Annotated in this window: 24 protein-coding genes; 16 read left to right on the top strand and 8 right to left on the bottom strand. The window is 41.4% G+C overall.

Translation table 11 applies throughout. The annotated features are described in order from the left end of the window. Window positions 1-68: 68 nt before the first annotated feature. Both P3L44_RS05765 and P3L44_RS05770 read left to right on the top strand, forming a co-directional pair. A complete protein-coding gene (locus tag P3L44_RS05765) occupies window positions 69-923 on the top strand; it encodes a LysR family transcriptional regulator (RefSeq protein WP_004262273.1) in 855 nt (284 codons plus the stop codon). A gap of 185 nt (window positions 924-1,108) precedes the next feature. Further along, window positions 1,109-1,588: a DUF4822 domain-containing protein gene (locus tag P3L44_RS05770; protein WP_004262272.1), complete on the top strand. Its 480-nt coding sequence runs from the start codon at window positions 1,109-1,111 to the stop codon at window positions 1,586-1,588. A gap of 68 nt (window positions 1,589-1,656) precedes the next feature. Here the strand turns inward: P3L44_RS05770 and yegD are convergent, their stop codons facing one another. From yegD to nrfA, 8 genes are all read right to left on the bottom strand, one after another. After that, on the bottom strand, window positions 1,657-3,009 hold the full coding sequence (gene yegD / locus P3L44_RS05775) for a molecular chaperone (RefSeq protein ID WP_140171105.1): 1,353 nt from the start codon (window positions 3,007-3,009) through the stop codon (window positions 1,657-1,659). A 322-nt stretch (window positions 3,010-3,331) separates the two neighbouring features. Beyond that, window positions 3,332-3,730 carry a hypothetical protein gene (locus tag P3L44_RS05780; RefSeq protein WP_004262270.1) on the bottom strand — a complete coding sequence of 133 codons (399 nt, stop codon included), beginning with the start codon at window positions 3,728-3,730 and terminating at the stop codon, window positions 3,332-3,334. 329 nt (window positions 3,731-4,059) lie between these two features. Continuing rightward, window positions 4,060-5,106: a heme lyase NrfEFG subunit NrfF gene (gene nrfF / locus P3L44_RS05785; protein WP_272662084.1), complete on the bottom strand. Its 1,047-nt coding sequence runs from the start codon at window positions 5,104-5,106 to the stop codon at window positions 4,060-4,062. Further along, window positions 5,099-6,973, bottom strand: coding sequence for a heme lyase CcmF/NrfE family subunit (locus tag P3L44_RS05790; protein WP_272662085.1), 1,875 nt, complete (start codon window positions 6,971-6,973; stop codon window positions 5,099-5,101). Before P3L44_RS05790 ends, nrfF begins: the two co-directional genes overlap by 8 nt. Before the next feature lie 24 nt (window positions 6,974-6,997). Further along, the gene (nrfD, locus tag P3L44_RS05795; RefSeq protein ID WP_004262263.1) at window positions 6,998-7,954 is read right to left on the bottom strand and encodes a cytochrome c nitrite reductase subunit NrfD; all 957 of its coding nucleotides are present in this window, start codon (window positions 7,952-7,954) and stop codon (window positions 6,998-7,000) included. Continuing rightward, window positions 7,951-8,622, bottom strand: a complete 672-nt coding sequence (nrfC, locus tag P3L44_RS05800) for a cytochrome c nitrite reductase Fe-S protein (protein ID WP_272662086.1) — start codon at window positions 8,620-8,622, stop codon at window positions 7,951-7,953. Before nrfC ends, nrfD begins: the two co-directional genes overlap by 4 nt. Continuing rightward, window positions 8,619-9,188 (bottom strand): cytochrome c nitrite reductase pentaheme subunit, encoded by a 570-nt coding sequence (gene nrfB / locus P3L44_RS05805; RefSeq protein WP_272662087.1) that lies wholly within the window; start codon window positions 9,186-9,188, stop codon window positions 8,619-8,621. The genes nrfC and nrfB overlap by 4 nt, the downstream gene beginning before the upstream one ends. A 47-nt stretch (window positions 9,189-9,235) precedes the next feature. Next, on the bottom strand, window positions 9,236-10,669 hold the full coding sequence (nrfA, locus tag P3L44_RS05810; RefSeq protein WP_004262239.1) for an ammonia-forming nitrite reductase cytochrome c552 subunit: 1,434 nt from the start codon (window positions 10,667-10,669) through the stop codon (window positions 9,236-9,238). Between the two features lie 806 nt (window positions 10,670-11,475). Here nrfA and napF point away from each other — a divergent pair. From napF to P3L44_RS05880, 14 genes are all read left to right on the top strand, one after another. Then, on the top strand, window positions 11,476-11,967 hold the full coding sequence (gene napF / locus P3L44_RS05815; RefSeq protein ID WP_004262238.1) for a ferredoxin-type protein NapF: 492 nt from the start codon (window positions 11,476-11,478) through the stop codon (window positions 11,965-11,967). After that, window positions 11,957-12,235 (top strand): chaperone NapD, encoded by a 279-nt coding sequence (napD, locus tag P3L44_RS05820; RefSeq protein ID WP_172974353.1) that lies wholly within the window; start codon window positions 11,957-11,959, stop codon window positions 12,233-12,235. Before napF ends, napD begins: the two co-directional genes overlap by 11 nt. After that, window positions 12,216-14,702: a nitrate reductase catalytic subunit NapA gene (gene napA, locus P3L44_RS05825; RefSeq protein WP_272662088.1), complete on the top strand. Its 2,487-nt coding sequence runs from the start codon at window positions 12,216-12,218 to the stop codon at window positions 14,700-14,702. The genes napD and napA overlap by 20 nt, the downstream gene beginning before the upstream one ends. 6 nt (window positions 14,703-14,708) lie before the next feature. Continuing rightward, a complete protein-coding gene (gene napG, locus P3L44_RS05830; RefSeq protein WP_004262231.1) occupies window positions 14,709-15,419 on the top strand; it encodes a ferredoxin-type protein NapG in 711 nt (236 codons plus the stop codon). Next, a complete protein-coding gene (napH, locus tag P3L44_RS05835; RefSeq protein WP_004262229.1) occupies window positions 15,406-16,269 on the top strand; it encodes a quinol dehydrogenase ferredoxin subunit NapH in 864 nt (287 codons plus the stop codon). The genes napG and napH overlap by 14 nt, the downstream gene beginning before the upstream one ends. Next, window positions 16,266-16,715, top strand: a complete 450-nt coding sequence (gene napB, locus P3L44_RS05840) for a nitrate reductase cytochrome c-type subunit (RefSeq protein WP_004913351.1) — start codon at window positions 16,266-16,268, stop codon at window positions 16,713-16,715. Before napH ends, napB begins: the two co-directional genes overlap by 4 nt. A 9-nt stretch (window positions 16,716-16,724) precedes the next feature. Next, the gene (napC, locus tag P3L44_RS05845; protein ID WP_004262224.1) at window positions 16,725-17,363 is read left to right on the top strand and encodes a cytochrome c-type protein NapC; all 639 of its coding nucleotides are present in this window, start codon (window positions 16,725-16,727) and stop codon (window positions 17,361-17,363) included. A 197-nt stretch (window positions 17,364-17,560) separates the two neighbouring features. Continuing rightward, complete coding sequence (locus P3L44_RS05850; protein WP_140171094.1) at window positions 17,561-18,301, top strand: heme ABC transporter permease; 741 nt, start codon at window positions 17,561-17,563, stop codon at window positions 18,299-18,301. After that, window positions 18,298-18,510 (top strand): heme exporter protein CcmD, encoded by a 213-nt coding sequence (gene ccmD / locus P3L44_RS05855; protein WP_004262214.1) that lies wholly within the window; start codon window positions 18,298-18,300, stop codon window positions 18,508-18,510. The genes P3L44_RS05850 and ccmD overlap by 4 nt, the downstream gene beginning before the upstream one ends. Beyond that, the gene (ccmE, locus tag P3L44_RS05860) at window positions 18,507-18,998 is read left to right on the top strand and encodes a cytochrome c maturation protein CcmE (RefSeq protein ID WP_004913345.1); all 492 of its coding nucleotides are present in this window, start codon (window positions 18,507-18,509) and stop codon (window positions 18,996-18,998) included. The genes ccmD and ccmE overlap by 4 nt, the downstream gene beginning before the upstream one ends. Beyond that, window positions 18,995-20,926, top strand: coding sequence for a heme lyase CcmF/NrfE family subunit (locus tag P3L44_RS05865; RefSeq protein ID WP_272662089.1), 1,932 nt, complete (start codon window positions 18,995-18,997; stop codon window positions 20,924-20,926). The genes ccmE and P3L44_RS05865 overlap by 4 nt, the downstream gene beginning before the upstream one ends. Then, window positions 20,923-21,480 carry a thiol:disulfide interchange protein DsbE gene (gene dsbE, locus P3L44_RS05870; protein WP_004262204.1) on the top strand — a complete coding sequence of 186 codons (558 nt, stop codon included), beginning with the start codon at window positions 20,923-20,925 and terminating at the stop codon, window positions 21,478-21,480. The genes P3L44_RS05865 and dsbE overlap by 4 nt, the downstream gene beginning before the upstream one ends. Continuing rightward, window positions 21,477-22,547 (top strand): cytochrome c-type biogenesis protein CcmH, encoded by a 1,071-nt coding sequence (locus P3L44_RS05875; protein WP_272662090.1) that lies wholly within the window; start codon window positions 21,477-21,479, stop codon window positions 22,545-22,547. The genes dsbE and P3L44_RS05875 overlap by 4 nt, the downstream gene beginning before the upstream one ends. A 155-nt stretch (window positions 22,548-22,702) precedes the next feature. Beyond that, entirely contained in the window at window positions 22,703-23,446 is a 744-nt protein-coding gene (locus P3L44_RS05880; RefSeq protein WP_272662091.1) for a hypothetical protein, read from the top strand. Window positions 23,447-23,476: the final 30 nt, after the last annotated feature.

A 23,476-nucleotide genomic window follows, 5' to 3' on the forward strand; every position in this document is an offset into this window, starting at 1 on the left:
TCGGGTGCAATTATTTGCTATTTTTTATATATATACAAAATGGCAGCCATCGAAAAAAGCGATACCTTATGAACTATTCTATAGAAACATTGCGTACCTTTGTGGAAGCGGCATCCTTAAAGTCATTCTCTGCTGCGGCACGTAAATTAAATAAAAGCCAATCAACTGTCAGTACGACAATCAGTGGTTTTGAAGACGATTTGGGGTTTGCGTTATTTGATAGGCAGGGGCGTGAATCAACATTGACTTTTGCAGGTAGAAAAGTTTTGAGCTTAGTTGAGGATATTTTATCAGCAGATGAGCGTCTTCAAGCGCTTAGAGTTGAGTTGCTCCCTGATATTGAGCCTAGGTTAAGTTGTGCTTTTTCAGATACCTATCAGCCACCTCATGCTGAGCATATTGTAACAACATTAGATAGGCAATTTCCACATCTTGAGTTTGAGTTTTTAATTGCAGAAAATAATGCTGTTATCGAAATGATCCAGAACCAACAAGCCCATGTTGGTATGATGGAGTCCCGTACAGAATATCCTGCGGATATTTCTTTTTCTCGTTTACCTATTCAAGGTGAATTAGGTTTATATGTATTAGATAGTCATCCATTAGCTAAAGAGAAAAAAATAACTTATCAACATTTAACGATGACTCGTCAATTACGGCTAAGCAGTAGCAGCCAAATTATTATTAATAGTGAAAAGAACTGGTTTGCACCTAATTATTTATTATTATTAGAAATGGCAGAACAAGGGGCTGGATGGGCAATATTACCAACATGGTTAGTTAAGCAATTTGGACATAACCGTTTAGTGAGTATTAATTATGATTTATGGCCACGTAAAATTGATGTGGATTTAGTTTGGTCTAAGAATAATCCACCCGGAAAAGCGGGGTACTGGTTGATTAATAAATTGCTTGATAGCTAAAATTAAGAGTATTAATTTTAAAATTCATGAATTTTCGATATATTTTTTATTGTAAAATAGTATTTACTAATTGTAATAAGATATTATCTTGTAAATAAACGTAATATAATTTTCAAAATTGGTTTTATATCGCTAATCTTAACTTAATCAAATTGTTGTTTGAGTTAATTTATTAGAGGATAAAAATGAAAAAATTATTAGTACCTACACTCTTTGCTGTTGTATCTACTATGTCATTTGCTGTTCAAGCAGCTACAACTCCAGCAGCAAGCCAATCACAGAATGCGGAACATAAATTAAATGCTTACGAAGAAATTATGGTAGGCAAAGTATGGACAACGACAGAAGCTTTAGATCAAGATAAAAAAGAAGTTAATGCAGATGATAAACAAGTCGCTAACTTTTTTGGTTTAGCTGAGTATTATCCAGACGGTACATTTAATATGACCACGTTTGATGGAAAACCTAAAATGAAAGGTGACTGGTCATTTGATGAAAATGGCAAAACTCGCTCATTAACAGCGAAAGATGACGAGGGTAAAGTCTTGTTTACTCGTGTTGTTGAAAATGTCACAGTAACCCCAGAAGAATACACATATCGTATTTATCCAGAGCAAGATAATAAAGATAAGTACTTTGATATTGTTCATAAAGTTAAGAAATAATATTTTGTACCAATAGCGCAGTCTAAATATGAATCTTATTTATTCTGCGCTATTAGTGTTTCTGTCGCTTATTTAAAACAAGTCTCAGCCCAACGCGTTAACCCTGCAGTAACGGAACCAAAATCATCCCCACGTACTATCGGAATATTAGGTAATTCTTGGCTAATAGCTTGGTGTAATATTGGGGAGCGAGCACTCCCACCTGTAACGTAAATAGCATCAGGTTTGACCCCGCCTTGGTTGACTGCTTCTTTAACCAATTCAATCATTTTACTTTTTGGTGATTCAATTGATTCCACCATTTGTTCATGGGGAATATTCACTTCTAATTTTTCAGAAATTAATTTAATTTGTGCTAAATAGCTTGAGGCGTCTGATAAAGCAATTTTAGCTTCTTCAGCTTTACGTACTAAGCTATAACCTAATGTTTCATTATAAACTTCTAGTAATCGAGATATTATTTGAGGTTCTTTTGCATCTTGTTTTAAGCGTGTTAACGCTGCCAAGTTTTGTCTTGAATAAAACTCTTTTTGTGCTTCAACATTATTGATAGCAATAGGGTTCCAAAATTGCAGGAATGGCATTTTAATGCCTGATAAAGATTGGCTTTCCATCCCAAAAAGCGGCATCAATTGTTTTAATGCAAGGTAAATATCAAGGTCATTTCCACCCACCCGTTGTCCACTATGAGCAAGTAAGGATTGTGTTCTGTCTTGTGCATTTCTATAAGTGGGCCCCATTTGGATTAATGAACAATCCGTTGTTCCACCACCAATATCAACGACTAGGATAATCTGGTCTTTATTTAATGTTGATTCATATTCAAGCCCTGCGGCTACGGGTTCGAATTGAAAAGTAATATGATTAAATCCTGCGCGTTTTGCCGCGCGATAGAGTATTGATTCTGCTTGTTGGTTCGAGAGTTCCCCTCCACGACCATGAAAGTTAATAGGGCGTCCAATCACAGTATCATCAATAATCTGTTGTAAATTATTTTCTGAGGTATTCTTTATATTTTTCATCATGGCGCAGACAAGGTCTTCAAAAAAACTAATTTGAGTCTCATGTAAGCCAGATGCTCCCAAAAATGATTTAGGGGACTTCACATAATATACATCTCTAGGATCACTTAAATATAAATCTAAAGCGGCTTGCCCAAATACGATGTCTTCAGGCATTAAATCGATCCCTTCATCACGGTTAAATGCGATAGATCTTTTTAAAATTTGCTGCCCGATTTCATTCGAGGGGGCGATTTTACAATGGCGAAATAAATGCTCAGAGACTGATTCTCTTGTCGGTGCGCATAAGGTTGATGGGATATAAACGTTATCGCCTTCTAATGGTAATAATGTGGGGATCCCGTTCTTCATGACCGCAATAGCGCAGTTAGATGTACCGTAATCAAAACCGATAAACATTTCGCCTCCAAGAGTAACTATTTTGAAAAAAGGCTGAGACTTTATATCAAGCAGGGATGAATTACTATTGAAAAATAATTCTATATGAGGGATAGCTCAAAAGGAGATAGTCTGAATTGATCGCATTTTGCCTAGATGCTCTGTTAGTACAGAGTCTCCACGATAAAATGTAATCATCATTAAAGGATTGATTTACGGAATGACAGATATCTAAAGAGAATATAGTTTTTTATGTAATATTTAATTTGAGCCCTTTGATATATTAATGAAATTTTAAAGGGCTCGGAAATATCTTATTTAAACAATTGGGTTTTATATTTACTTAATTATTACAATACTTATTCCAAATAACATTAAAGTCATTATCAGGAAATTCTTTATCATCTCTATCGATTAATGGAATGGAAACAACATTACGGCCATCATTATGAAGATAAGTTTTGACCACAAAACGTTTAAATGAATATGAATTTTGGCTAGTAAAAATAAGTACTTCACCGCATACATAGCCTAGCATACCATGGTCTAAGGTTTCTCTTATCTCATGATATTTAACATTTTTATACTCAGCTGTTTTGGGAAATGCTAAAAAATCTTCAACCGCTTTTTGAGATTTTTCTACAATGTCTAAATCAGGTGTATAGTTACTTACAACGCCTCCTATAAAGGACGCGCCTGCAATTAGGCCAATAACTAAAAATGAAAATATTTTATTTTTCATAGTGTTTATTTCTTATGTTATTATTTTTGAACCTCCCAATGAATGCCAAAATATAAAAGTAAATAAAATTTATCACCATAAGCTAAATTTTAATTGATAATCTCACTTACGGAGATATACTTGGATTATATTTGGGATAATTTACTGTTGCCAATCTAACATAAGATTATTTGAAGTAATATAGGGGGGACACAATGGTAATCAATAAGAAACGAAAAATTACACATTTAAATAAATAGACATTCATAAAAGAATATTTTATCACTACTGTGATAATTTAGTATGTATTAATCCCTAGCGTAATAAAATTAATAATAAAGATAAGATTATTATTTTTTATTCTTCATTATTTTTGCCATATGAATAGCTTCAATGAGCTGAGAGCGATTAATACGAGAGCTATTACTATCTAATAACTTTTGCCAAATATCAATCGCTTGCTCATAATTTGCATTCATAAAGGCATCAGAAGCAACTAGCATTAATGCGGTAATTTCTTGATTATCAAGGCTTAATGCTTTGTTAATTACCGCTCTGACATCTTCGGTTTGCTGTTGACCTGCTTGGTAATATAAAACGGTTGCAATAGCAGAGTATATTTGAGCATTTTCCCCGCCATATTTTAGTGCTCTTTGATAAGCAATCAACGCATTATCATAACTGTTTTGATAAAGATAATATTCACCCAGTATAGCCCAAAGCTCACTATTTTTAGGCGATTGACGAATATCATTTTGTAAGCGTAATAAATCCTTTTGTTCTTGCTGCAATGGTGTGAATGAGAGCAGTGGATCGGATATACGTTGATATTCCTGATAAGCTAATTCAAATCGAGGTGAGAAGAAGTAACCAATAACAACCAACACAATTAATATGGCAAGTAATTTATTAAAATGCCATTGCAGGATAGTCGAGGGTGTTGTTATATCTGGGGGTAATAATTGCTCGGATATTTGTCGATGGCTAAAATTGTTCTCTATAAGTTGCTGTTTTTGTGACCGAGTAAATTTGAAAATGAAATAAAAAATGCCAATCAGAGCAATAGCAGGCAATCCCCAAAGCAGGGCAGTTCCAATCGTTAGCGGTGGGTTATACAGCACGAAATCACCATATCGTTCGGTCATATAGTGCATGATTTGCGCTTTATCTTTTCCTTCTGCAACCATTTTAAAAACTTGGTGGCGCATACTTACTGCTGTGGGGGCATTGGATTCGAGTAAATTTTGGTTTTGGCATTGCGGGCAACGTAACTGTGAGGCGATCTGCAAAGAATACTCTTGTTCTTCAATGGAATTAAATTCCCACACATCAACGATTTGAGCATTGGATATAAAAGAGAAAAATAGGAAAAATAGTGCTAATAGGATTCTAAGCATTTTTTATTCTCCCTTTTACCCAGCTTATTAATAGGCCAAAACACATAACAAACGCACCGCCCCAAATCCATTGAATGCCATCTTGCACGTAAAGGCGCATCGCGTAGCTATTTGTTCCTGTTTTCTCACCTAATACCGCATACCAATTGCGTAACCATCCCCAATATATACCAGGTTCAATCATTAATTGCTGGCGAGCGGTATAAAGGCGGCGCTCGGTGATTAACTGGTGTAATGGCTGGCCAGCTTTGCTAATTTGTATAATAGCCTTTTCGGTCGTGTAATTAGATTTAGCTTCAAGTTGCAGTTCGTTGAATTGGAATTGATAACCGGCGAGTGAAATAGATTGCCCAACAGAAAGATTAACACTCGTTTCGTGGTGGCTACCAATTGACAAGGCAATACCAGCAGCAAAAATTACAACTCCTGTATGAGCGATAAGGGAAGGGAAATGTTGCCGAATAGCATCGATAGGACGTAGCCAAAAGATAAGTAAAATTGCAAATAAAAAGCCACAAGAAAGGGCGATAACAAGTCCTTTAGACCAAAGAAAGAAGCTTAATAACACACTGAGAAGTAGAATTAAAAGAATACGCCATTGGGGTTTAATGCGAGTTTTACTAAGAGGATAAATGGCACTCACAGCCATTATGATTAGCATTAAAATACCAAATGGTAATAACGCTTGGTTAAAATAAGGTGCCCCAACCGATATTTTCCCCCAACCAAATAGCGTGTAAATCATTGGGTAAAGCGTGCCCGTCAGAACAATAAATAATACAGTAGAAAATAGGATTAAAGTGAGTAATAAGTAAAGCTGACGGCGATTCATATTAGTTGGTAAATTATCGATATTTTTAGCTTTCCAACCATATATACATAAAGCCCCGAAACTCAGAAAACTGAACAATAAAAAGAGGGGAGCAGCCCTAACGTTATCCAAAGCAAACGCATGGACAGACATTAAAATCCCTGAGCGTACAATTAATGTGCCTAATAAAGATAAAATAAACGTAAGAATTGCCAGCAATATAGACCAGTGGCGATAGTGCCCAGTTTTGCGTGAGACTGTTAAGCTATGAAATAGGGCAGTTGCACTTAGCCATGGCAATAATGACGCATTTTCAACAGGGTCCCAAAACCACCAACCACCCCAACCAAGTTCACTGTATGCCCACCATGACCCAAGAGTGATACCCAAAGTGAGTATGCACCAACTAGGAACGACAAAGCGCCAACAGAGCCCGGCGATAGTTTGGTTAAATTGCCCGCAAAGTGTAGATGCAAGCGCTAAGGCGGTTACGACCATTAACCCGCTATAGCCTAAATAAAGTAGAGGGGGATGTAATATTAATCCCCAATGTTGCAGCATTGGGTTGAGATCTCTCCCTTCAATAGCGGGAGGAAAAATGCGAACAAAGGGGTCAGAATAAAATACGATAAACAGTAATAATGCCGCACTGATAATGGCAAGAAGCGTTAGTGTGAGAGGAAACACGAGATGAGTTTGCTGGCGATAACGCCATGCAAATAGACAACTCCAAGCTGAGATAAACAGCAGCCAAAGAAATATTGACCCTTCATGGCCTCCCCATACTGCCGCAATTTTAATATATAGCGGCGATAGCCGATGGCTATGTTGCGCCACATATACGACCGAAAAGTCACTTTGAATAAAACTGATAGTTAAACAAATATAAGCAACGAGCAAGAAAAGAAACTGTAAGTAGGTCCAAAGAATATTCCGAGGCATTTGCCTCGGAATATAGCGGAAGAAACCAATAACTCCAAACAATGCTTGGAAACAGGCAATACAGAGTGCCAATGCGAGGCAGAGAAAGCCAATTTCTGGGAGTATGAGTTCCAATGATTACCCTTATTATTTAGTGAGTTATGCGACGGTCAACTGCCCTGCGTATAACACAAAGAAGCGTAAGCAGAAGACACCCAGTAAGCTTGCACCACTGATAATTAATACTCTTGCTGCGCCTTGTCCTTTGTCCATCCATTTCTTGAATAGAAGTGGAATAATAAAACCAAACCCGACAACACCAATCCAAAACCACCAAGTCCAGAAACCACCGCCTAATGCAGCAATTAATGAACGGATTTTCCCATCGTCTCCTAAAGCTAACCCGACAAAAAAGGCCGCTAATAGGAATATCTCCAACCAAATAACAAAGCTTTCGATACGGTGCAAAAATGCGGTTTCGCCGTTATGAATATTTTTGCGGTAGCGCAATGCGATTGCTATGAGTGATACCGCAATACCTGAAGATATTCCTGAAAATAGGAATAAAGCTGGTAATAATGGGTTGTTTAAGAATGGATAAGATTTTAATGCTGAAAGTAAAAAACCGGTATAAGCCCCAAGCAAAACGGCCAATATGAGCATCACAATATCCAGAAAACGCATTGCACGGTTTAGCAGGGTTAATACTCTTGGGATGATGGTAAATTTGGGCAGCCATTTTTGCTGTAAAACAATGAGTTCTTTTTCATAGATTTTAGCTAGCCAAATAACAAGCACTGCCATATACACTTGGAATAACATCACACCCATCGACATAACTGAGGTCGGGCTGTAATGAAACATTAATTTCCAGAACGTCCATGGACGCGTCAAGTGGAGAATTAAGATCAATAACCCAAAGATGATCGTCGTCGGAGCTAAAATCAGTGTTGTGCGCATGAGAGTGCTATCACTGTCAGCCGAAGTGGGATAATACTGGCGCATAAGTACCGCAAGTACCACAAGCCCAGCCGAAATACCAATTAAGAATAAGTAAACCGCAATGGGCCAGTCCCACACTAAGGATTCAAAATGGAAAGCAGAAGCTGTTGTCATTGGCTAACCTCCCCATATTTGAACGGAACCCGATACATTTTGGGGTGAGTACCGAGTGCAATTTTGAATCGATAAGTCGGTTTTTCTTTTAGCATCAACGAAATATCGCTCTTAGGGTCATCTAAATTACCAAAGGTTAATGCTTTGGTCGGGCAAGATTCGACGCAAGCCGGCTGCTTGCCCTTTTTTAGATTCGTTTTACGGCAGAAATCACATTTATCCGCGGTTTTATTGATGGGGTGAATAAACCTGACGCGATAAGGGCAGGCAGCAATACAGTATTGGCAGCCGACACATAAGTCAGGGTTGACATCAACAATCCCTGTCGTTTTATCAATAAAAGAGGCACCAGTAGGGCAAACATCGACACAAGGTGCACTTTCACAATGTTGACAGGAGTGGCGAAAAAAACGGTATTTAACATCAGGAAACTGGCCAATAGGCTCACTACGGATGATAGTTAACCGCGAAACACCTTCTGGGACTTGGTTAACCTCTCGGCATGCATCCATACACGCCGTACAGCCGATGCACAGATTTTCATCGTGCACCATGCCGTAGCGAACGCCATCTATTTTCATGGTGTTAGCTAGCGCATGGCTAGCAACTCCTCCTACCGCCGCCAGTGCTCCTGAGTAGATAATGAATTGACGACGAGAACAACTCATGGCTGCTCCTTACGCAATTTCACCGCTGCTGGGTTGAAATCAGGGTTATTGCGTTGATCTGAGTGGCAGTCGACACATATTTTTACTTTGCCCTTATCAGTCAGCACCTTCATCGTATCTTGTTTCGGATGAAGGTCATGGCAACTCGCGCAGGCTACTTTGGTGACGTGAACATCATGAGGCCAGAACGCTTTTTGCAGCTGCTCCGGTAAGTGACATGATAGACAGACACTGTTTTGTTGCTCAACGGTATACATTGGGTTGTTAAAGCGCATGACATCTTTGACACCTTCACGGTGATCAGGCCCTGGGTTACCGTGGCAGTTGGTACAAGTCACGGGTAAATTATTGTTAGGGTTAACCACTTCTGCGTGAGTGCCATGCATGCCTTCTTGGTCAGGTTTATGGCAGTCTAAGCAGGCTTTGTCAGCGCTGCGTTGCTGCGTGACAACCCAACGGCCTTCTGTATTTTCTTGGGCCATTTGTGGGGTTGCGGATGCGGCTGTTGCCCATAATAAGCCTGTTGCCAGCACCCCAGCAGTTAATAACGAACGTAGTACGCTCATATTCACTCCATTGGTTGTATTGCCCCATTATTTGGGGCAAATCATGGTTATTTGGCTAATAGGTCATTTTTACGAGCTTGGTCATCCCATTGCGGAACCACAGTTTTTAAGAACTCTTGTTTTTCCGCATTGATTTTTTGCATATCTAAACCAATGGCTTGTTGCGCTTTTTCCTTGGTTGAAATATCTGGAATGGCAATTTCATGGGTGATGCCTTTTGAGCCTAACAGGCGAGCGAGCTTGGTTCGTGCATCTGCCGCTTTATCCATCGAACCACCTAACATACGCAGGCCTTCATCCGGTGCGTGCATATGAATACCGTGGGAGGCGATAGCTAAATCCCAACGCCATTGTGCATGACGAATATCAGTCAAAATTGGCTTCATTTCATCTTCTGTTGCGCCTGCATCCCATGCAGCTTTTGCTTCAAAGTGAGCGCGAACCAATTGGTCTTCCGCTTTGATTTTCATCTCTTGGATAGCGACTTTACGTTCAGCAACCACATCTTGCAGTTGTTGTTTGCTTTGGGTATGGCAAGTGCTACAGGTTTGTTCGAAATTGTCGAATGGATTACCAATTTTATGGCTGGTATACAGTTCGCCTTTTTCGTTTTGCAGTTTTGGCATATGGCAATCAATACAGGTCACGTTATTTTTGCCATGAATACCCGCACTCCAAGTTTCATATTCTGGGTGTTGGGCTTTTAGCATAGGCGCTTTCGACAATGAGTTGGTCCAGTCAGAGAAACCAATGTTGTCGTAGTAGACTTCCATATCTTCGACTTTGGTACCGTTATCCCATGGGAATTTCACTGATTTTTTATCGCCAGAGAAATAGTATTCCACGTGACATTGTCCACACACCATGGATTGCTGATCGAACCGACTGGCTTTATCAAACGGTTTGCCAATCGCTTCCATTGCACGCTCTGCATAAGGGCGTGAAAGCGTTAGCTCTGGTTTACCTTTTGCAAAATCCGCAGAGTCTGTTTTATGACAATCTGCACAGCCTAAGACATTAACCACTTCGGGGCCACCTTTTGCCCACTTACCTTCGAAATAGCCATCTTCGCCATGTTCTTGGATTAGCCTCGCCACATCGGGGCTTTTACAGCTCCAACATGCCATCGGAAGTGGACCATCTTGGGCATCTTTAGGAGCACCGGTTCGTAAGGTTTCACGGACGTCGATGACCGCATAGGCGTGACCACGAGGTTTGTTGTAGTCGCGTGAGAATGGGTATCCAGCCCAGAGAACGACTAAGCGAGGGTCTTCCGCTAATGCGTCTTCTCGGTTTGATTGCTCGGATGTTGCTCGCCAAGAGTGGTATTGATCAGGGTGAGCAGCTTCGAAAGTTTCATTTCGAGCGTTGATGGTAGATGTACTATCTTTAGTCGGAGTTTGAGCATGAACAGAGGTAAAGAGAAATATTCCTGCAACCAGACTCAATAAGCATAGTGCATTATTTCTTATGTTTGCCATAAAAAGGGCCTCGAGTAATTTTAGCCAGTCATCCCTTCATTTTTCGAGTTGTTGTTGTAATGTGACCTGTGACTCGAACTATTTTGGGTATCTTTTTGTTATTTAGGTTTGATAGCAAGCTTTCATCTGCTACCAAGACATTGCCAATTTATATGTGTAACAAAAAACCACACTAAAAATATTGTTTTTGATCAAAAGATAATTTGTAATAAGGAAATAGAATGTGAGGAAATAATAAAAAATAGGTATTATTGAAATTGATATAGTTATTTTTCTGTAGTTTTAAACTGTTACTTTTAATAATTAATTAGTAATGATTCTTATTTTGATATTTGGCGTTATCTGATTTTATTTTATTGATTTTAAAATAATTTTTTTATTTTAAATATTTGAGTGCTGTTTTTAAAATAAAGTTAGAAATGAAAGTTGTTTAATATCAAAAAAAATACAGATATTTTTTTGCTAAATGACATTGCACATACCACTTTAGTAGTAGTTTTGAGCTGGAATTATAATTTAAAAAATTAAAACTTGAGTTTAAATTAATAATACATATTAAAAAAATGTTAATAAATAATTAAAAAGGCCTACTTGGTTATCATTTTGGTGCTACTTTTAGCTAATGGTGAGTAAATAACGTAAATGTTGTCATTTCTAGTCGTATACGGGTAATTACCTCTTTTACCCACTTGGTAGTATGTATTTTTATAACCTCTATCGTTAATATTTCTCATAAATACACATATAAAAAATGCGGTTTATCAATACGTTTTAGTTTTTTTGTTGGCAATGTAAAGGAAAAAAACATGGTTGATCTCACCCGTCGGGGAGTATTAACTGGTGCGTGGCGTAGTGCAGCCCCAGTGGTTCGGCCGCCATGGAGTGGTAGTGAAACGCAATTTATCGAATTGTGTACCCGTTGCAATGCCTGTGTTGAAAGTTGCGAAACGGCAATTATCCAACCAGGAGCAGGGGGCTACCCTGTTGTTGATTTTAAGCGTGGTGAATGTACATTTTGCTATGCATGTGCAACAGCATGTCCAGAACCTATTTTCCTTCCAAAACATTCCCAACCTTGGGATATCTCAATTTCGATTGGCCAAAATTGTCTTGCTTATCTTTCGATTGAATGTCGACGTTGCCAAGACAGTTGTGAGCCTGAAGTCATCTCTTTTCGTCCGTCAATGGCCGGTATATACCAGCCAAAAGTAGAAACACCAGGTTGTACAGGCTGTGGTGCTTGTGTCGCAGGTTGCCCAGTTTCAGCCATTACCGTGGAGCATGAACATGCACAGTAACTATCAAGTGTGCAGTTTAATAGTACAAGTAAAAAGTGAACGACTGTCTACTGTGGCCGAAGAAATTAATCAACTTTCTAATTGTGAGGTGGCGTTAAGCGCCCCAGACAACGGAAAACTGATTGTGGTTGTTGAAGGGCAAGGTAGTAGAACGTTGTTAGATACTATTGATTTAGTACGCGATATTGACGGCGTACTAGATGTTTCGCTGGTTTACCATCAGCAGGAAGAGCAAGGTGAGGAAGATTATGAAACTCAGTCGTCGTAGCTTTATGAAAGCCAATGCGATAGCGGCCGCTGCTGCGGCGGCCGGTATTGGCGCACCGAGCATTGCGAAAGCAGTGGTTGGTCAACAAGAAAGTATTAAATGGGACAAAGCCCCTTGTCGTTTTTGTGGTACAGGCTGTGGGGTACTGGTGGGCACTCAAAATGGTCGTATTGTGGCCAGCCAAGGTGACCCAGAAGCCCCTGTAAACCGTGGTCTAAACTGTATCAAAGGGTATTTCTTACCAAAAATTATGTACGGAAAAGACCGTTTAACGCAGCCAATGTTGCGTATGAAAGACGGCGAATATGACAAAAATGGGGAGTTCACACCGATTACGTGGGAGCAAGCCTTTGATGTTATGGAAGAAAAAGTCAAAACCACATTAAAAGAAAAAGGTCCTGAAGGGATTGGTATGTTCGGTTCGGGCCAGTGGACAGTTTGGGAGGGCTATGCGGCATCAAAACTGTTCAAAGGTGGTTTCCGTTCTAATAACTTAGACCCTAATGCACGCCACTGTATGGCTTCTGCGGTAGTGGGCTTCATGCGTACTTTCGGTATGGATGAACCAATGGGTTGTTATGATGACATTGAGCATGCTGACGCGTTTGTCCTTTGGGGTTCAAACATGGCAGAAATGCACCCAATCTTGTGGTCTCGTATCACCAACCGTCGTCTGTCTAACCCTGACGTGCGTGTTGCGGTGTTATCGACTTTCAAACACCGTAGCTTTGAATTAGCGGATAACGGCATCGTCTTTACACCACAATCTGACTTGGTGATCCTGAACTATATTGCAAACTATATCATTCAAAATAACGCAGTTAATCAGGAATTCCTCGATAAACACGTGAATTTACGTCGTGGTGCAACAGATATCGGTTATGGATTACGCCCAACTCACCCACTCGAACAAAATGCGAAAAATGCAGGTTCTGATGCGTCTGAGCCAATGACATGGGACGAGTATAAAGCCTTTGTTGCAGAATATACGTTAGACAAAACCGCAGAAATGACCGGGGTTCCAAAAGATCAGTTAGAAGAAATCGCTAAACTTTACGCAGACCCTAAAACGAAAGTGGTTTCTTATTGGACCATGGGCTTTAACCAGCACACTCGCGGTGTTTGGGCGAATAACTTAGCGTATAACTTGCACTTACTGACAGGAAAAATTTCTCAACCGGGTTGTGGGCCGTTCTCATTAACAGGCCAGCCATCAGCGTGTGGTACTGCTCGTGAAGTCGGTACGTTCTCACACCGTTTACCTGCGGACATGGTGGTTACCAATGAAAAACACCGTGAAAAAGTAGAAGGTGTGTGGGGGTTACCTGCTGGGACGATCCCTGAAAAAGTGGGTTTACACGCCGTTGCCCAAGACCGTGCTTTAAAAGACGGTAAATTGAATTTCTACTGGGTAATGTGTAACAACAACATGCAAGCGGGCCCGAATATCAACCAAGAGCGTATGCCAGGGTGGCGCGACCCACGTAACTTTATCGTGGTATCTGACCCATACCCAACGGTCAGCGCATTGGCTGCCGACTTGATTTTACCAACAGCAATGTGGGTAGAAAAAGAAGGCGCTTACGGTAATGCGGAACGTCGTACTCAGTTTTGGCGTCAGCAAGTTAAAGCACCAGGCGAAGCGAAATCTGACTTAATGCAGATGGTGTTGTTCTCTAAACGCTTTACAACGGATGAAGTGTGGCCTGAAGAGTTACTCGCGAAAAAACCTGAATTACGCGGTAAAACGTTGTATGACGTGTTATTCGCTAACCAAGCGGTAACGAAGTTCCCTGTAAGCGAGTTAGCCGAAGACCAACTTAACGATGAATCACGTGAATTAGGCTTCTACTTACAAAAAGGGCTGTTCGAAGAATACGCTGGCTTTGGTCGTGGTCATGGTCATGACTTGGCTGATTTTGATGACTACCACAAAGCGCGCGGTATCCGTTGGCCAGTGGTTGATGGCAAAGAAACGCAGTGGCGTTATAGCGAAGGAAATGACCCTTACGTTAAGGCTGGCGCGGGTTATCAATTCTACGGTAAACCTGATGGTAAAGCGGTCATTTTTGCACTGCCATTTGAGCCTGCTGCTGAATCGCCAGATAAAGAATATGACTTATGGTTATCAACAGGCCGTGTATTAGAACATTGGCATACCGGTAGTATGACACGCCGTGTTCCTGAACTACACCGTGCTTTCCCTGAATCTCTTGTGTTTATACATCCAATCGATGCGAAAGAGAGAGGTTTACGCCGTGGTGATAAAGTCAAAGTAGTTTCACGCCGTGGTGATGTGACCACGATTGTTGAAACTCGTGGCCGTAATAGACCACCAAAAGGCTTAGTTTACATGGCGTTCTTCGATGCTGCGCAGCTAGTGAATAACTTAACACTGGATGCAACCGATCCGCTTTCAAAAGAAACGGATTACAAAAAATGTGCCGTTAAACTGGAAAAGGTGTAATTGCTCATGCCCCAGAAAGCTAAGTCTCAACAGGCTAAGTCCCAGAACAGTCGTCGTCGCTTTTTACGCGATGTCGCCCGCACTGCGGGTGGGTTGGCGGCTGTTGGTGTGGTGCTGGGGCTTCAGCAACAAACTTCCCGTGCGAGTGGAGTTAAGCTTCGCCCGCCGGGAGCTCTTGATGAAAAAGCATTTGCCAGTGCATGTGTCCGTTGTGGGCAATGCGTTCAAGCCTGTCCGTATGACATGTTGAAATTAGCGACATTGGCATCAGGCTTGGCTTCAGGAACGCCGTACTTCATCGCTCGAGAAAACCCGTGTGAAATGTGTGAGGACATTCCTTGCGCCAAAGTTTGCCCAAGTGGTGCATTGGATAAAGACATTGAGTCGATTAACGATGCACGCATGGGGTTAGCCGTTTTACTCGATCAGGAAAACTGCTTGAACTTTCAAGGGCTAAGGTGTGATGTATGTTACCGCGTATGTCCACTGATTGATGAAGCCATCACATTGGAACTTGAACAAAACCACCGAACAGGTAAGCACGCGCGCTTCTTACCCACAGTCAATAGCAATTACTGCACGGGATGCGGTAAATGTGAACAGGCTTGTGTATTGGAAGAGGCGGCTATCAAGGTATTACCAAGGTCGTTAGCAAAAGGTGAGTTAGGACACCATTACCGCTTTGGTTGGCTGGAGGGTAACAATGGCGAATCGTAAACGTGATGCCGGACGTGAAGCTCAGGCAAAAAAAGGTTGGTGGCAGAGCCACAAGTGGTTGGTATTTAGACGCATAAGCCAATTGCTGGTGTTAGCGATGTTCTTGAGTGGGCCATGGTTTGGGGTGTGGATTTTACATGGTAACTACAGCAGTAGCTTATTGTTAGATACCGTACCTTTGACTGACCCATTAATCACCTTAGAGAGCTTAGCAAGTGGTTACTTACCGGGGATCTCAGCATTAGTTGGGGCTGCTATCGTATTCGGGGTTTATGCACTGTTGGGTAAGCGTATTTTCTGCAGTTGGGTTTGTCCTGTAAACCCAGTGACGGATGCCGCGGCGTGGTTAAGACGTAAGTTTGATTTTAACCAGTCCGCAACGATACCACGCAATATTCGTTATGTATTGCTGGTGGTTATCCTGATTGGTTCTGCTATTACAGGAACCTTACTTTGGGAATGGCTTAATCCAGTTTCATTAATGGGACGCAGTTTAATTTTTGGTTTTGGCAGCGGTGCATTGGTTTTAGTTGCACTGTTTTTATTCGATTTATTAGTTGTGGAACATGGTTGGTGCGGTCACCTTTGCCCATTAGGTGCGCTATATGGCGTGGCAGGGTGTAAGGGCGCACTAGTTGTTACAGCGGAAAATAAAGAAAACTGTAGCCGTTGTATGGACTGTTTCCACATTTGTCCGGAGCCGCAAGTTCTGCGTGCACCGGTCCTAGATAAACAAGCTCCAGCACAAATATCAGATAAAGATTGTATCACTTGCGGTCGTTGCATTGATGTTTGTTCTGAGGATGTTTTTAAAATAACACTAAGATGGAGTTCGGGAGCAAAATCATGAAAAATCCTGTCCTGAAAAAGACGATCAGCCGTTGGGTGGCTGGAATGGCCTTTGTTGTAAGCAGTCTTGTTTGGGCTGCTAATGGTGTAGACCTGACCCAATCACCAGAAGTATCCGGTACGTCAGAAGGAAGCATTCATATTCCGAAAGAGCAAGAAAGAATGGCATTAAACTATGTGAATCAACCGCCAATGATCCCACATAGTGTTGAAGGTTATCAAATTACCACTAATACTAATCGTTGTTTGCAATGCCATGGTGTGGAAAATTATCGCACCACAGGGGCACCAAGAGTTAGCCCAACGCACTTTATGGATGCAACAGGCAAAGTTCTTGGCGAAGTCGCACCAAACCGCTACTTCTGTCTACAGTGCCACGTGCCGCAATCAGACACGGCACCGATTGTTGATAACACATTTACCCCATCCAAAGGTTTTGGGAAATAAGGGGGAATTATGTCAAATAACAATGATAAGCAAATAAATGATGACAAGCCGAAGAAAAAGGGCTTGTTTGGATTAATCGGCCGAGTATGGCGGTGGTGGCGTAGGCCAAGCCGTTTAGCATTAGGAACCTTATTGCTGATTGGTTTTGTGAGTGGTGTTATTTTCTGGGGCGGCTTCAATACGGGTATGGAAATGGCCAATACGGAAGAGTTTTGTATTAGCTGCCATGAAATGCGTGAGAATGTTTATGAAGAATATATGGATACTATTCACTATACTAACCGTAGCGGTGTTCGCGCAACTTGCCCAGATTGTCACGTACCGCATGAGTTTGGCCCAAAAATGGTGCGTAAAATTCAAGCGAGTAAGGAGCTATACGGGAAAATTTTTGGCATCATCGACACACCTCAAAAATTTGAAGACCATCGGTTAGCGATGGCGCAAAGTGAGTGGCGACGGATGAAAAATAACGACTCACAAGAGTGTCGTAACTGCCACAATTTTGAGTATATGGATTTCACGGCACAAAAAGGGGTTGCAGCTAAAATGCATGACCAAGCCATCACTGATGGTAAAACTTGCATTGACTGTCACAAAGGAATTGCCCATAAATTGCCGGACATGCGTGAAGTTGAACCTGGCTTTTAATTTAAGGTAATCATTTTATGATGGGTTATACCGATAAATTATAAGTAATGATCAATAAATAGGCTGGTTATGCGTTTGAGTATGATCAGCCTAAGTTATATTTGTGTTAAATCAATATATTTGCTTTTTTAATGTGTATTGTATGATTCTGTCACGCAGCATTTACTAACAATATAATAAATCAGGGTAATTAAACTATGTGGAAAAAGCTTCATCAACTTGCCATCCCAGTTAACCTTTACCGGTTATGTGGGCGTCTAATACCGTGGTTTATTATATTGAGTGTAATTTGTTTAGCGGTGGGGTGGATTTGGGGATTTGGCTTTGCGCCAACCGATAAAGTCCAAAGCCAAAGTTATCGTATTATGTATATCCACGTTCCTGCCGCGATGTGGTCGATGGGCATTTATGCCACAATGGCAATTACTGCTTTTGTTGGTCTTGTCTGGCAACTGAAAGTCTCTGAATTGGCGATAGCGGCAATGGCACCGATAGGGGCGGTATTTACTTTTATTGCCTTGGTGACAGGTGCGACATGGGGTAAACCAATGTGGGGTGCATGGTGGGTATGGGATGCACGTTTAACCTCTGAACTAATTCTATTTTTTCTTTATGTGGGGATTATTGCTTTATGGCATGCTTTTGATGACCGCCGTACAGCAGGAAAGGCCGCTGCGATTTTAGTATTAATTGGTGTGATTAACTTACCTATTATTCATTATTCAGTTGAATGGTGGCAAACTTTGCATCAACCTTCGACGCGTATGCAAGAAAGTATCAACCCAGCTATGCGTACGCCACTACGTTTAGCTATCCTTGGTTACCTATTTCTCTTTATCTCATTAACGTTAATTCGTTTACGTAGTCAATTATTGTTGTTAGAACGTAACCGTCCATGGGTATTAGATATTGTGAATAAAAAAGGACGTCAATCATGACTAGCGCATTTGCATCTTGGAGTGAATTTTGGGCGATGGGCGGCTATGGTTTTTATGTATGGCTGGCGGTTGCGCTGACATTAATACCTATTTTGTTACTCTGTTTGCATACATACATACAAAGAAAAATGATAATAAATGCAATTATTCAACAGCAAGCTCGTGAAGTAAGACAAAAAGCAGCAAGAGCGCGTAGGGAGGGAGTGTGAATATTCGTCGTCGTAACCGACTTTGGTTGATCTGTTCCATATTGGTTGGCGTGGGGTTAACCCTCGCATTGATTCTCTACGCATTGCGCTCAAGTATTGACTTGTTTTATACCCCCGGTGAAATCATCTATGGTAAGCGAGAAACTCAACAAATCCCTGAAGTTGGGCAACGTTTGCGCGTTGGCGGCATGGTCATGCCAGGTAGTGTAGTACGTGATTCTGACCCAGTCTCTAATGCTGTCAATATCACTTTCACTGTTTATGATGCCGAAGGCGAGGTTAACGTAAGTTATCATGGAATTTTGCCTGACTTATTCAAAGAAGGGCAAGGTGTCGTTGTTCAAGGGGAGTTACAGGAGAATAATCATATTTTAGCGAAAGAAGTGCTTGCTAAACATGATGAAAACTATACGCCACCAGAGGTTGAAAAGGCGATGCAAGAAAACCACCGCAGGCCAGCAGCTGCCTATAAGGACAATGCATCATGATCCCTGAAATTGGTAGCGTTTTACTGTGCTTAGCATTAGGTCTTGCCGTTTTGCTGTCTTTTTACCCGCTATGGGGGGTGGCACGCAATGATGCGCGCTTGATGGCATCATCACGTCCATTAGCATGGTTACTTTTTCTCTGTGTAACAGGGGCATTCCTAGTATTAGTGAATGCCTTTGTTGTTAATGATTTCTCAGTCACGTATGTTGCCAATAACTCAAATACGCAATTACCTATTTGGTATCGTGTTGCGGCGACATGGGGAGCTCACGAAGGCTCATTATTACTTTGGGTATTATTAATGAGCGGCTGGACATTTGCGGTGGCAATTTGCAGTTACCGTATGCCTCTCGACATTGTTGCCCGTGTTTTAGCTGTTATGGGGATGGTTAGCGTTGGTTTTTTGCTGTTTATCATCTTTACTTCAAACCCATTTTCGCGCACGCTGCCTGCCTTTCCGATTGAAGGGCGTGACCTCAACCCATTACTACAAGACCCCGGGCTGATTTTCCACCCACCATTGTTATACATGGGCTATGTCGGCTTCTCTGTGGCATTTGCCTTTGCGATTGCGGCATTGTTAAGTGGCCGGTTAGACAGCTCTTTCACACGTTTTGCTCGCCCTTGGACGATGGCAGCCTGGTTCTTTTTAACGTTAGGGATCATGTTAGGTTCCGCATGGGCTTATTATGAATTAGGCTGGGGGGGCTGGTGGTTCTGGGACCCGGTAGAGAATGCCTCCTTTATGCCATGGTTAGTGGGAACGGCATTGATCCACTCACTTTCCGTTACTGAACAGCGAGCCACTTTTAAAGCATGGTCACTATTATTGTCGATTTTTGCTTTCTCATTGTGTTTACTCGGGACTTTCTTAGTTCGCTCAGGGGTACTGGTTTCGGTACACGCCTTTGCCTCAGACCCATCTCGAGGGTTATTTATCTTAGCCTTCATGGTGATAGTGATTGGCGGCTCTTTACTGGTGTTTGCACTGCGTGGGCACAAGGTACGCTCAAGGGTTAACAATGCCTTATGGTCGCGTGAATCCATGTTATTGGGTAATAACGTTATCCTAACAGCAGCGATGCTAGTTGTGTTACTCGGTACATTGCTACCGTTAGTCCATAAACAAATTGGCCTGGGTACGATTTCCATTGGTGAACCGTTCTTTAATACCATGTTTATAGCATTGATGGTGCCATTTGCCTTGTTACTAGGAATTGGGCCACTTGTGCGTTGGGGACGTGACCGCCCTGCGGCTATCAAAAAGTTATTAATCATTGCAACGGTATTAACCGTTATTCTTTCTTTTGCCCTACCATTACTGATGGAAGATAGGGTAGAAGCGTTGACGGTTGTCGGCTTAATGATGGCGTGCTGGATAGCAATTCTTGCCTTCGCAGAAATGCGAGTCCGCATCAGTAAGAAAATCAAGCTCACGCCAAGTTACTGGGGAATGGTACTGGCGCATTTAGGTTTGGCGGTAACCATCGTCGGTATTGCCTTTAGCCAAAATTACAGTATTGAGCGTGATGTGAAAATGAAGCCGGGTGATAGCATTTCAATTCGTGCTTATACCTTTGTATTTAATGGCGTACGAGAGGCTGATGGCCCTAACTACCAAGGTGTCATTGGCAGTATTTCAGTGAAAGAGAAAGACAAAGTCATCGGTGTTTTAATGCCAGAAAAACGTTTTTATAGCGTTAGCCGAGCTGTTATGACCGAAGCGGCGATTGATGGTGGTTTTACTCGCGATTTATATGCTGCATTGGGTGAGGAAGTCGCTAAAGATACGTGGACTATGCGTTTGTATTATAAACCATTTGTTCGTTGGATCTGGTCTGGTGGCGTATTAATGGCTATTGGTGCGTTATTTTGCTTGTTTGACCCACGTTATCGTCGCCGTAAATTACAAGGGGAAACAGTATGAACCGCAAAGTCTTCTTAATTCCTTTTATTATTTTTGCAGGAATCGCTGCGGTCCTGTTATGGCAATTGATGCGTAATGCAGAAGGGGATGATCCTCGTTTATTAGAATCCGCTTTAATTGGTAAGCCAGTGCCCGTTTTTCGCCTTGAATCGCTAGAAAACCCCGGTCAGCATTACGAATCCGATGTATTAACACAAGGGCAACCTATCTTGTTGAATGTTTGGGCAACATGGTGCCCTACATGCCGTGCAGAACATCAATATTTGAATAAGTTGTCTGCACAGGGTGTTCGTGTGGTTGGGTTGAACTATAAAGATAAACGGGATAAAGCCATTGTGTGGTTGCGTGAGTTAGGCAACCCTTATGCCCTAAGCTTATTTGATGGTGAAGGTATGTTAGGCCTTGATTTAGGGGTATATGGTGCACCTGAAACGTTCTTAATTGATGGTAATGGTGTGATTCGTTATCGTCACGCAGGGGCAATGGATGAGCGCGTCTGGGAAAAAGAATTTAAACCTCTTTGGGAGCGCTATAATCAGGAGGCGAACCAATGAGGTATTTATTGGGTTTATTGATGTTAGCGTTAAGTGCAACGGTGACATATGCATCGACAGAAGTCTTTACTTTCGATAATGAACAGCAAGAGCAGCAATTTCGTAAATTAACCGAAGAGCTACGTTGCCCTAAATGTCAGAACAACAGCATTGCGGATTCTAATTCAATGATTGCACTGGACTTGCGCCAAAAAGTGTATGAGTTAATGAAAGAAGGCAAAAACCGTGATGAAATCGTTGATTACATGGTTGCCCGTTATGGTTACTTCGTCACTTATAACCCACCGCTGACACCGCTAACGGTTATGCTGTGGGGATTACCGTTTGTTGCGATAGCGGTAGGCGGTTGGATCATTTTTGCCCGTTCTAAAAAACGCGTTAGATTAAAACAGGTTGAGCAGGGTGATGAAGAATCATTACCTGAGGCCTCTCGCACTAGCAATTGGGTTTATTTACCCGGTTTTATCATTGCATTAGGTGTTGCGGGTGGTGCTTATTATCAGGTAGGTAGCTACGAGAAAGTGGCGGATTGGAATAATGCCTACCAACAAGCTCCGGCCTTGCTAGATAGAGCGCTAGACCCGTCTGAGCCACCACTCAATAATGCGGAAATGGAACACCTCGCTTTAGGTCTACGTACTCGCCTCCAGGAAGACCCGCAAAATGTAGAAGCGTGGGAAATGCTAGGCCGTATTGGTATGGTGTTGGGGAATGCGACTATGGCAACCGATGCCTATGGCCGTGCTTATCGCCTAGCCCCTAAAAATGAAAATGTAGTGATGGGATATGCGGAGGTTTTGACGCGTTCTTCTGACCCAGAAGATAACCGCCAAGGTGCAGAGCTACTTAAAAAGGTCATTGCTGAAGACCGTACCAATGTAAAAGCATTAAGTATTTTTGCATTCAATGCATTTGAGCAAGAGCGTTATGCAGAGGCCATCTCGGCTTGGCAAATGATGTTAAAACTACTGCCTGAGAATGACCAACGTCGTCCTATTATCGAGCGTAGTGTTGAACAGGCACTGATGATGGTACACGAAAAGAAAGGGCTGCCAGCGGATAAGTAATTTTTTTCTCTAATCGCGTTATACAGGTGTTCTCCTGTATAACGCGACTCTTCAAAATATAAATCTACAGTTTGAATTGCTTCGGTTTATTAAAGAATATTGATACTAATTCTTTTAACATAGTTTGAGTTTATAACTAGATAAAAGGAAGCAATATGTCAACTCAACCAATGCGTAATTCTCATCTAACGAATATCCCTCATCCAATCATTTCAAATTTGAATCGACTTATATTAGATAAGGAAGTTAAAGCTAAGCTTGTGAATCAGCAGCAAAAATTAGGTCGATTTGTTGATAATATTAAACAAAAAAAACAGATTGACCTGACAGGGTCAAAAATTCCCATTCGGCTACCCACGTTAAGGCATGCCTATTCAGAACCTTCAAAGATTCATCAAAAAAATATATCAGGGGCATTGGTATTAAATCGTTCGAATTCGGAACCAAGCAATCTAAATCGCGTCCACAGAATGCCAGTTAAAAAGGGTGCGTTAGCTAGAGCTCAACCAAATTACCAAATAAATCAGACACCAAGAAGTCTACAATATATTCAAAAAGCAAAAGACGACAAAATTGCTGCATATCAATCACTATCCGATACGACTAAAAGTTTTCTCAGAGAAAAACTCAGCTATAAAATTTTGGTAACCTTCAAAAAAGGGCTAGATGGTAAGGAAACAAAACAATTCATGGTCGCCTATGAAGAGTTCAGACAAGGCGTCAGCGATAAAGAAAAGGAGGAATATCAACAGAACAAATTGAGCGGTTTTACACCGGATAACCGATTTCAATTTACCAAAACGGTTTGGATTGAATTGGATAAACTCATATTAATTCCAACTAAAGAAGAGATAACTAAAATAGTGGCTAACACAAAATGGTCTCATCTAAATCGTTAGGTCTAGATGGTTTATAGATAAATAATTAGC

Origin of the sequence: Providencia sp. PROV175 (assembly GCF_032707045.1) — a bacterium.
Classification (GTDB): domain Bacteria; phylum Pseudomonadota; class Gammaproteobacteria; order Enterobacterales; family Enterobacteriaceae; genus Providencia; species Providencia hangzhouensis.

Excerpts from the sequence above, each read along its gene's own strand:
- P3L44_RS05880 (WP_272662091.1), top strand. The coding sequence starts at position 22,703 with ATGTCAACTCAACCAATGCGTAATTCTCATCTAACGAATATCCCTCAT.
- P3L44_RS05770 (WP_004262272.1), top strand. The coding sequence starts at position 1,109 with ATGAAAAAATTATTAGTACCTACACTCTTTGCTGTTGTATCTACTATG.
- napA (WP_272662088.1), top strand. The coding sequence starts at position 12,216 with ATGAAACTCAGTCGTCGTAGCTTTATGAAAGCCAATGCGATAGCGGCC.
- P3L44_RS05865 (WP_272662089.1), top strand. The coding sequence starts at position 18,995 with ATGATCCCTGAAATTGGTAGCGTTTTACTGTGCTTAGCATTAGGTCTT.
- P3L44_RS05850 (WP_140171094.1), top strand. The coding sequence starts at position 17,561 with ATGTGGAAAAAGCTTCATCAACTTGCCATCCCAGTTAACCTTTACCGG.
- napD (WP_172974353.1), top strand. The coding sequence starts at position 11,957 with ATGCACAGTAACTATCAAGTGTGCAGTTTAATAGTACAAGTAAAAAGT.
- napF (WP_004262238.1), top strand. The coding sequence starts at position 11,476 with ATGGTTGATCTCACCCGTCGGGGAGTATTAACTGGTGCGTGGCGTAGT.
- nrfB (WP_272662087.1), bottom strand. The coding sequence starts at position 9,188 with ATGAGCGTACTACGTTCGTTATTAACTGCTGGGGTGCTGGCAACAGGC.
- nrfA (WP_004262239.1), bottom strand. The coding sequence starts at position 10,669 with ATGGCAAACATAAGAAATAATGCACTATGCTTATTGAGTCTGGTTGCA.
- ccmD (WP_004262214.1), top strand. The coding sequence starts at position 18,298 with ATGACTAGCGCATTTGCATCTTGGAGTGAATTTTGGGCGATGGGCGGC.
- P3L44_RS05780 (WP_004262270.1), bottom strand. The coding sequence starts at position 3,730 with ATGAAAAATAAAATATTTTCATTTTTAGTTATTGGCCTAATTGCAGGC.
- dsbE (WP_004262204.1), top strand. The coding sequence starts at position 20,923 with ATGAACCGCAAAGTCTTCTTAATTCCTTTTATTATTTTTGCAGGAATC.
- nrfC (WP_272662086.1), bottom strand. The coding sequence starts at position 8,622 with ATGAGTTGTTCTCGTCGTCAATTCATTATCTACTCAGGAGCACTGGCG.
- napB (WP_004913351.1), top strand. The coding sequence starts at position 16,266 with ATGAAAAATCCTGTCCTGAAAAAGACGATCAGCCGTTGGGTGGCTGGA.
- nrfF (WP_272662084.1), bottom strand. The coding sequence starts at position 5,106 with ATGCTTAGAATCCTATTAGCACTATTTTTCCTATTTTTCTCTTTTATA.
- P3L44_RS05875 (WP_272662090.1), top strand. The coding sequence starts at position 21,477 with ATGAGGTATTTATTGGGTTTATTGATGTTAGCGTTAAGTGCAACGGTG.
- P3L44_RS05765 (WP_004262273.1), top strand. The coding sequence starts at position 69 with ATGAACTATTCTATAGAAACATTGCGTACCTTTGTGGAAGCGGCATCC.
- yegD (WP_140171105.1), bottom strand. The coding sequence starts at position 3,009 with ATGTTTATCGGTTTTGATTACGGTACATCTAACTGCGCTATTGCGGTC.
- nrfD (WP_004262263.1), bottom strand. The coding sequence starts at position 7,954 with ATGACAACAGCTTCTGCTTTCCATTTTGAATCCTTAGTGTGGGACTGG.
- napC (WP_004262224.1), top strand. The coding sequence starts at position 16,725 with ATGTCAAATAACAATGATAAGCAAATAAATGATGACAAGCCGAAGAAA.
- napH (WP_004262229.1), top strand. The coding sequence starts at position 15,406 with ATGGCGAATCGTAAACGTGATGCCGGACGTGAAGCTCAGGCAAAAAAA.
- napG (WP_004262231.1), top strand. The coding sequence starts at position 14,709 with ATGCCCCAGAAAGCTAAGTCTCAACAGGCTAAGTCCCAGAACAGTCGT.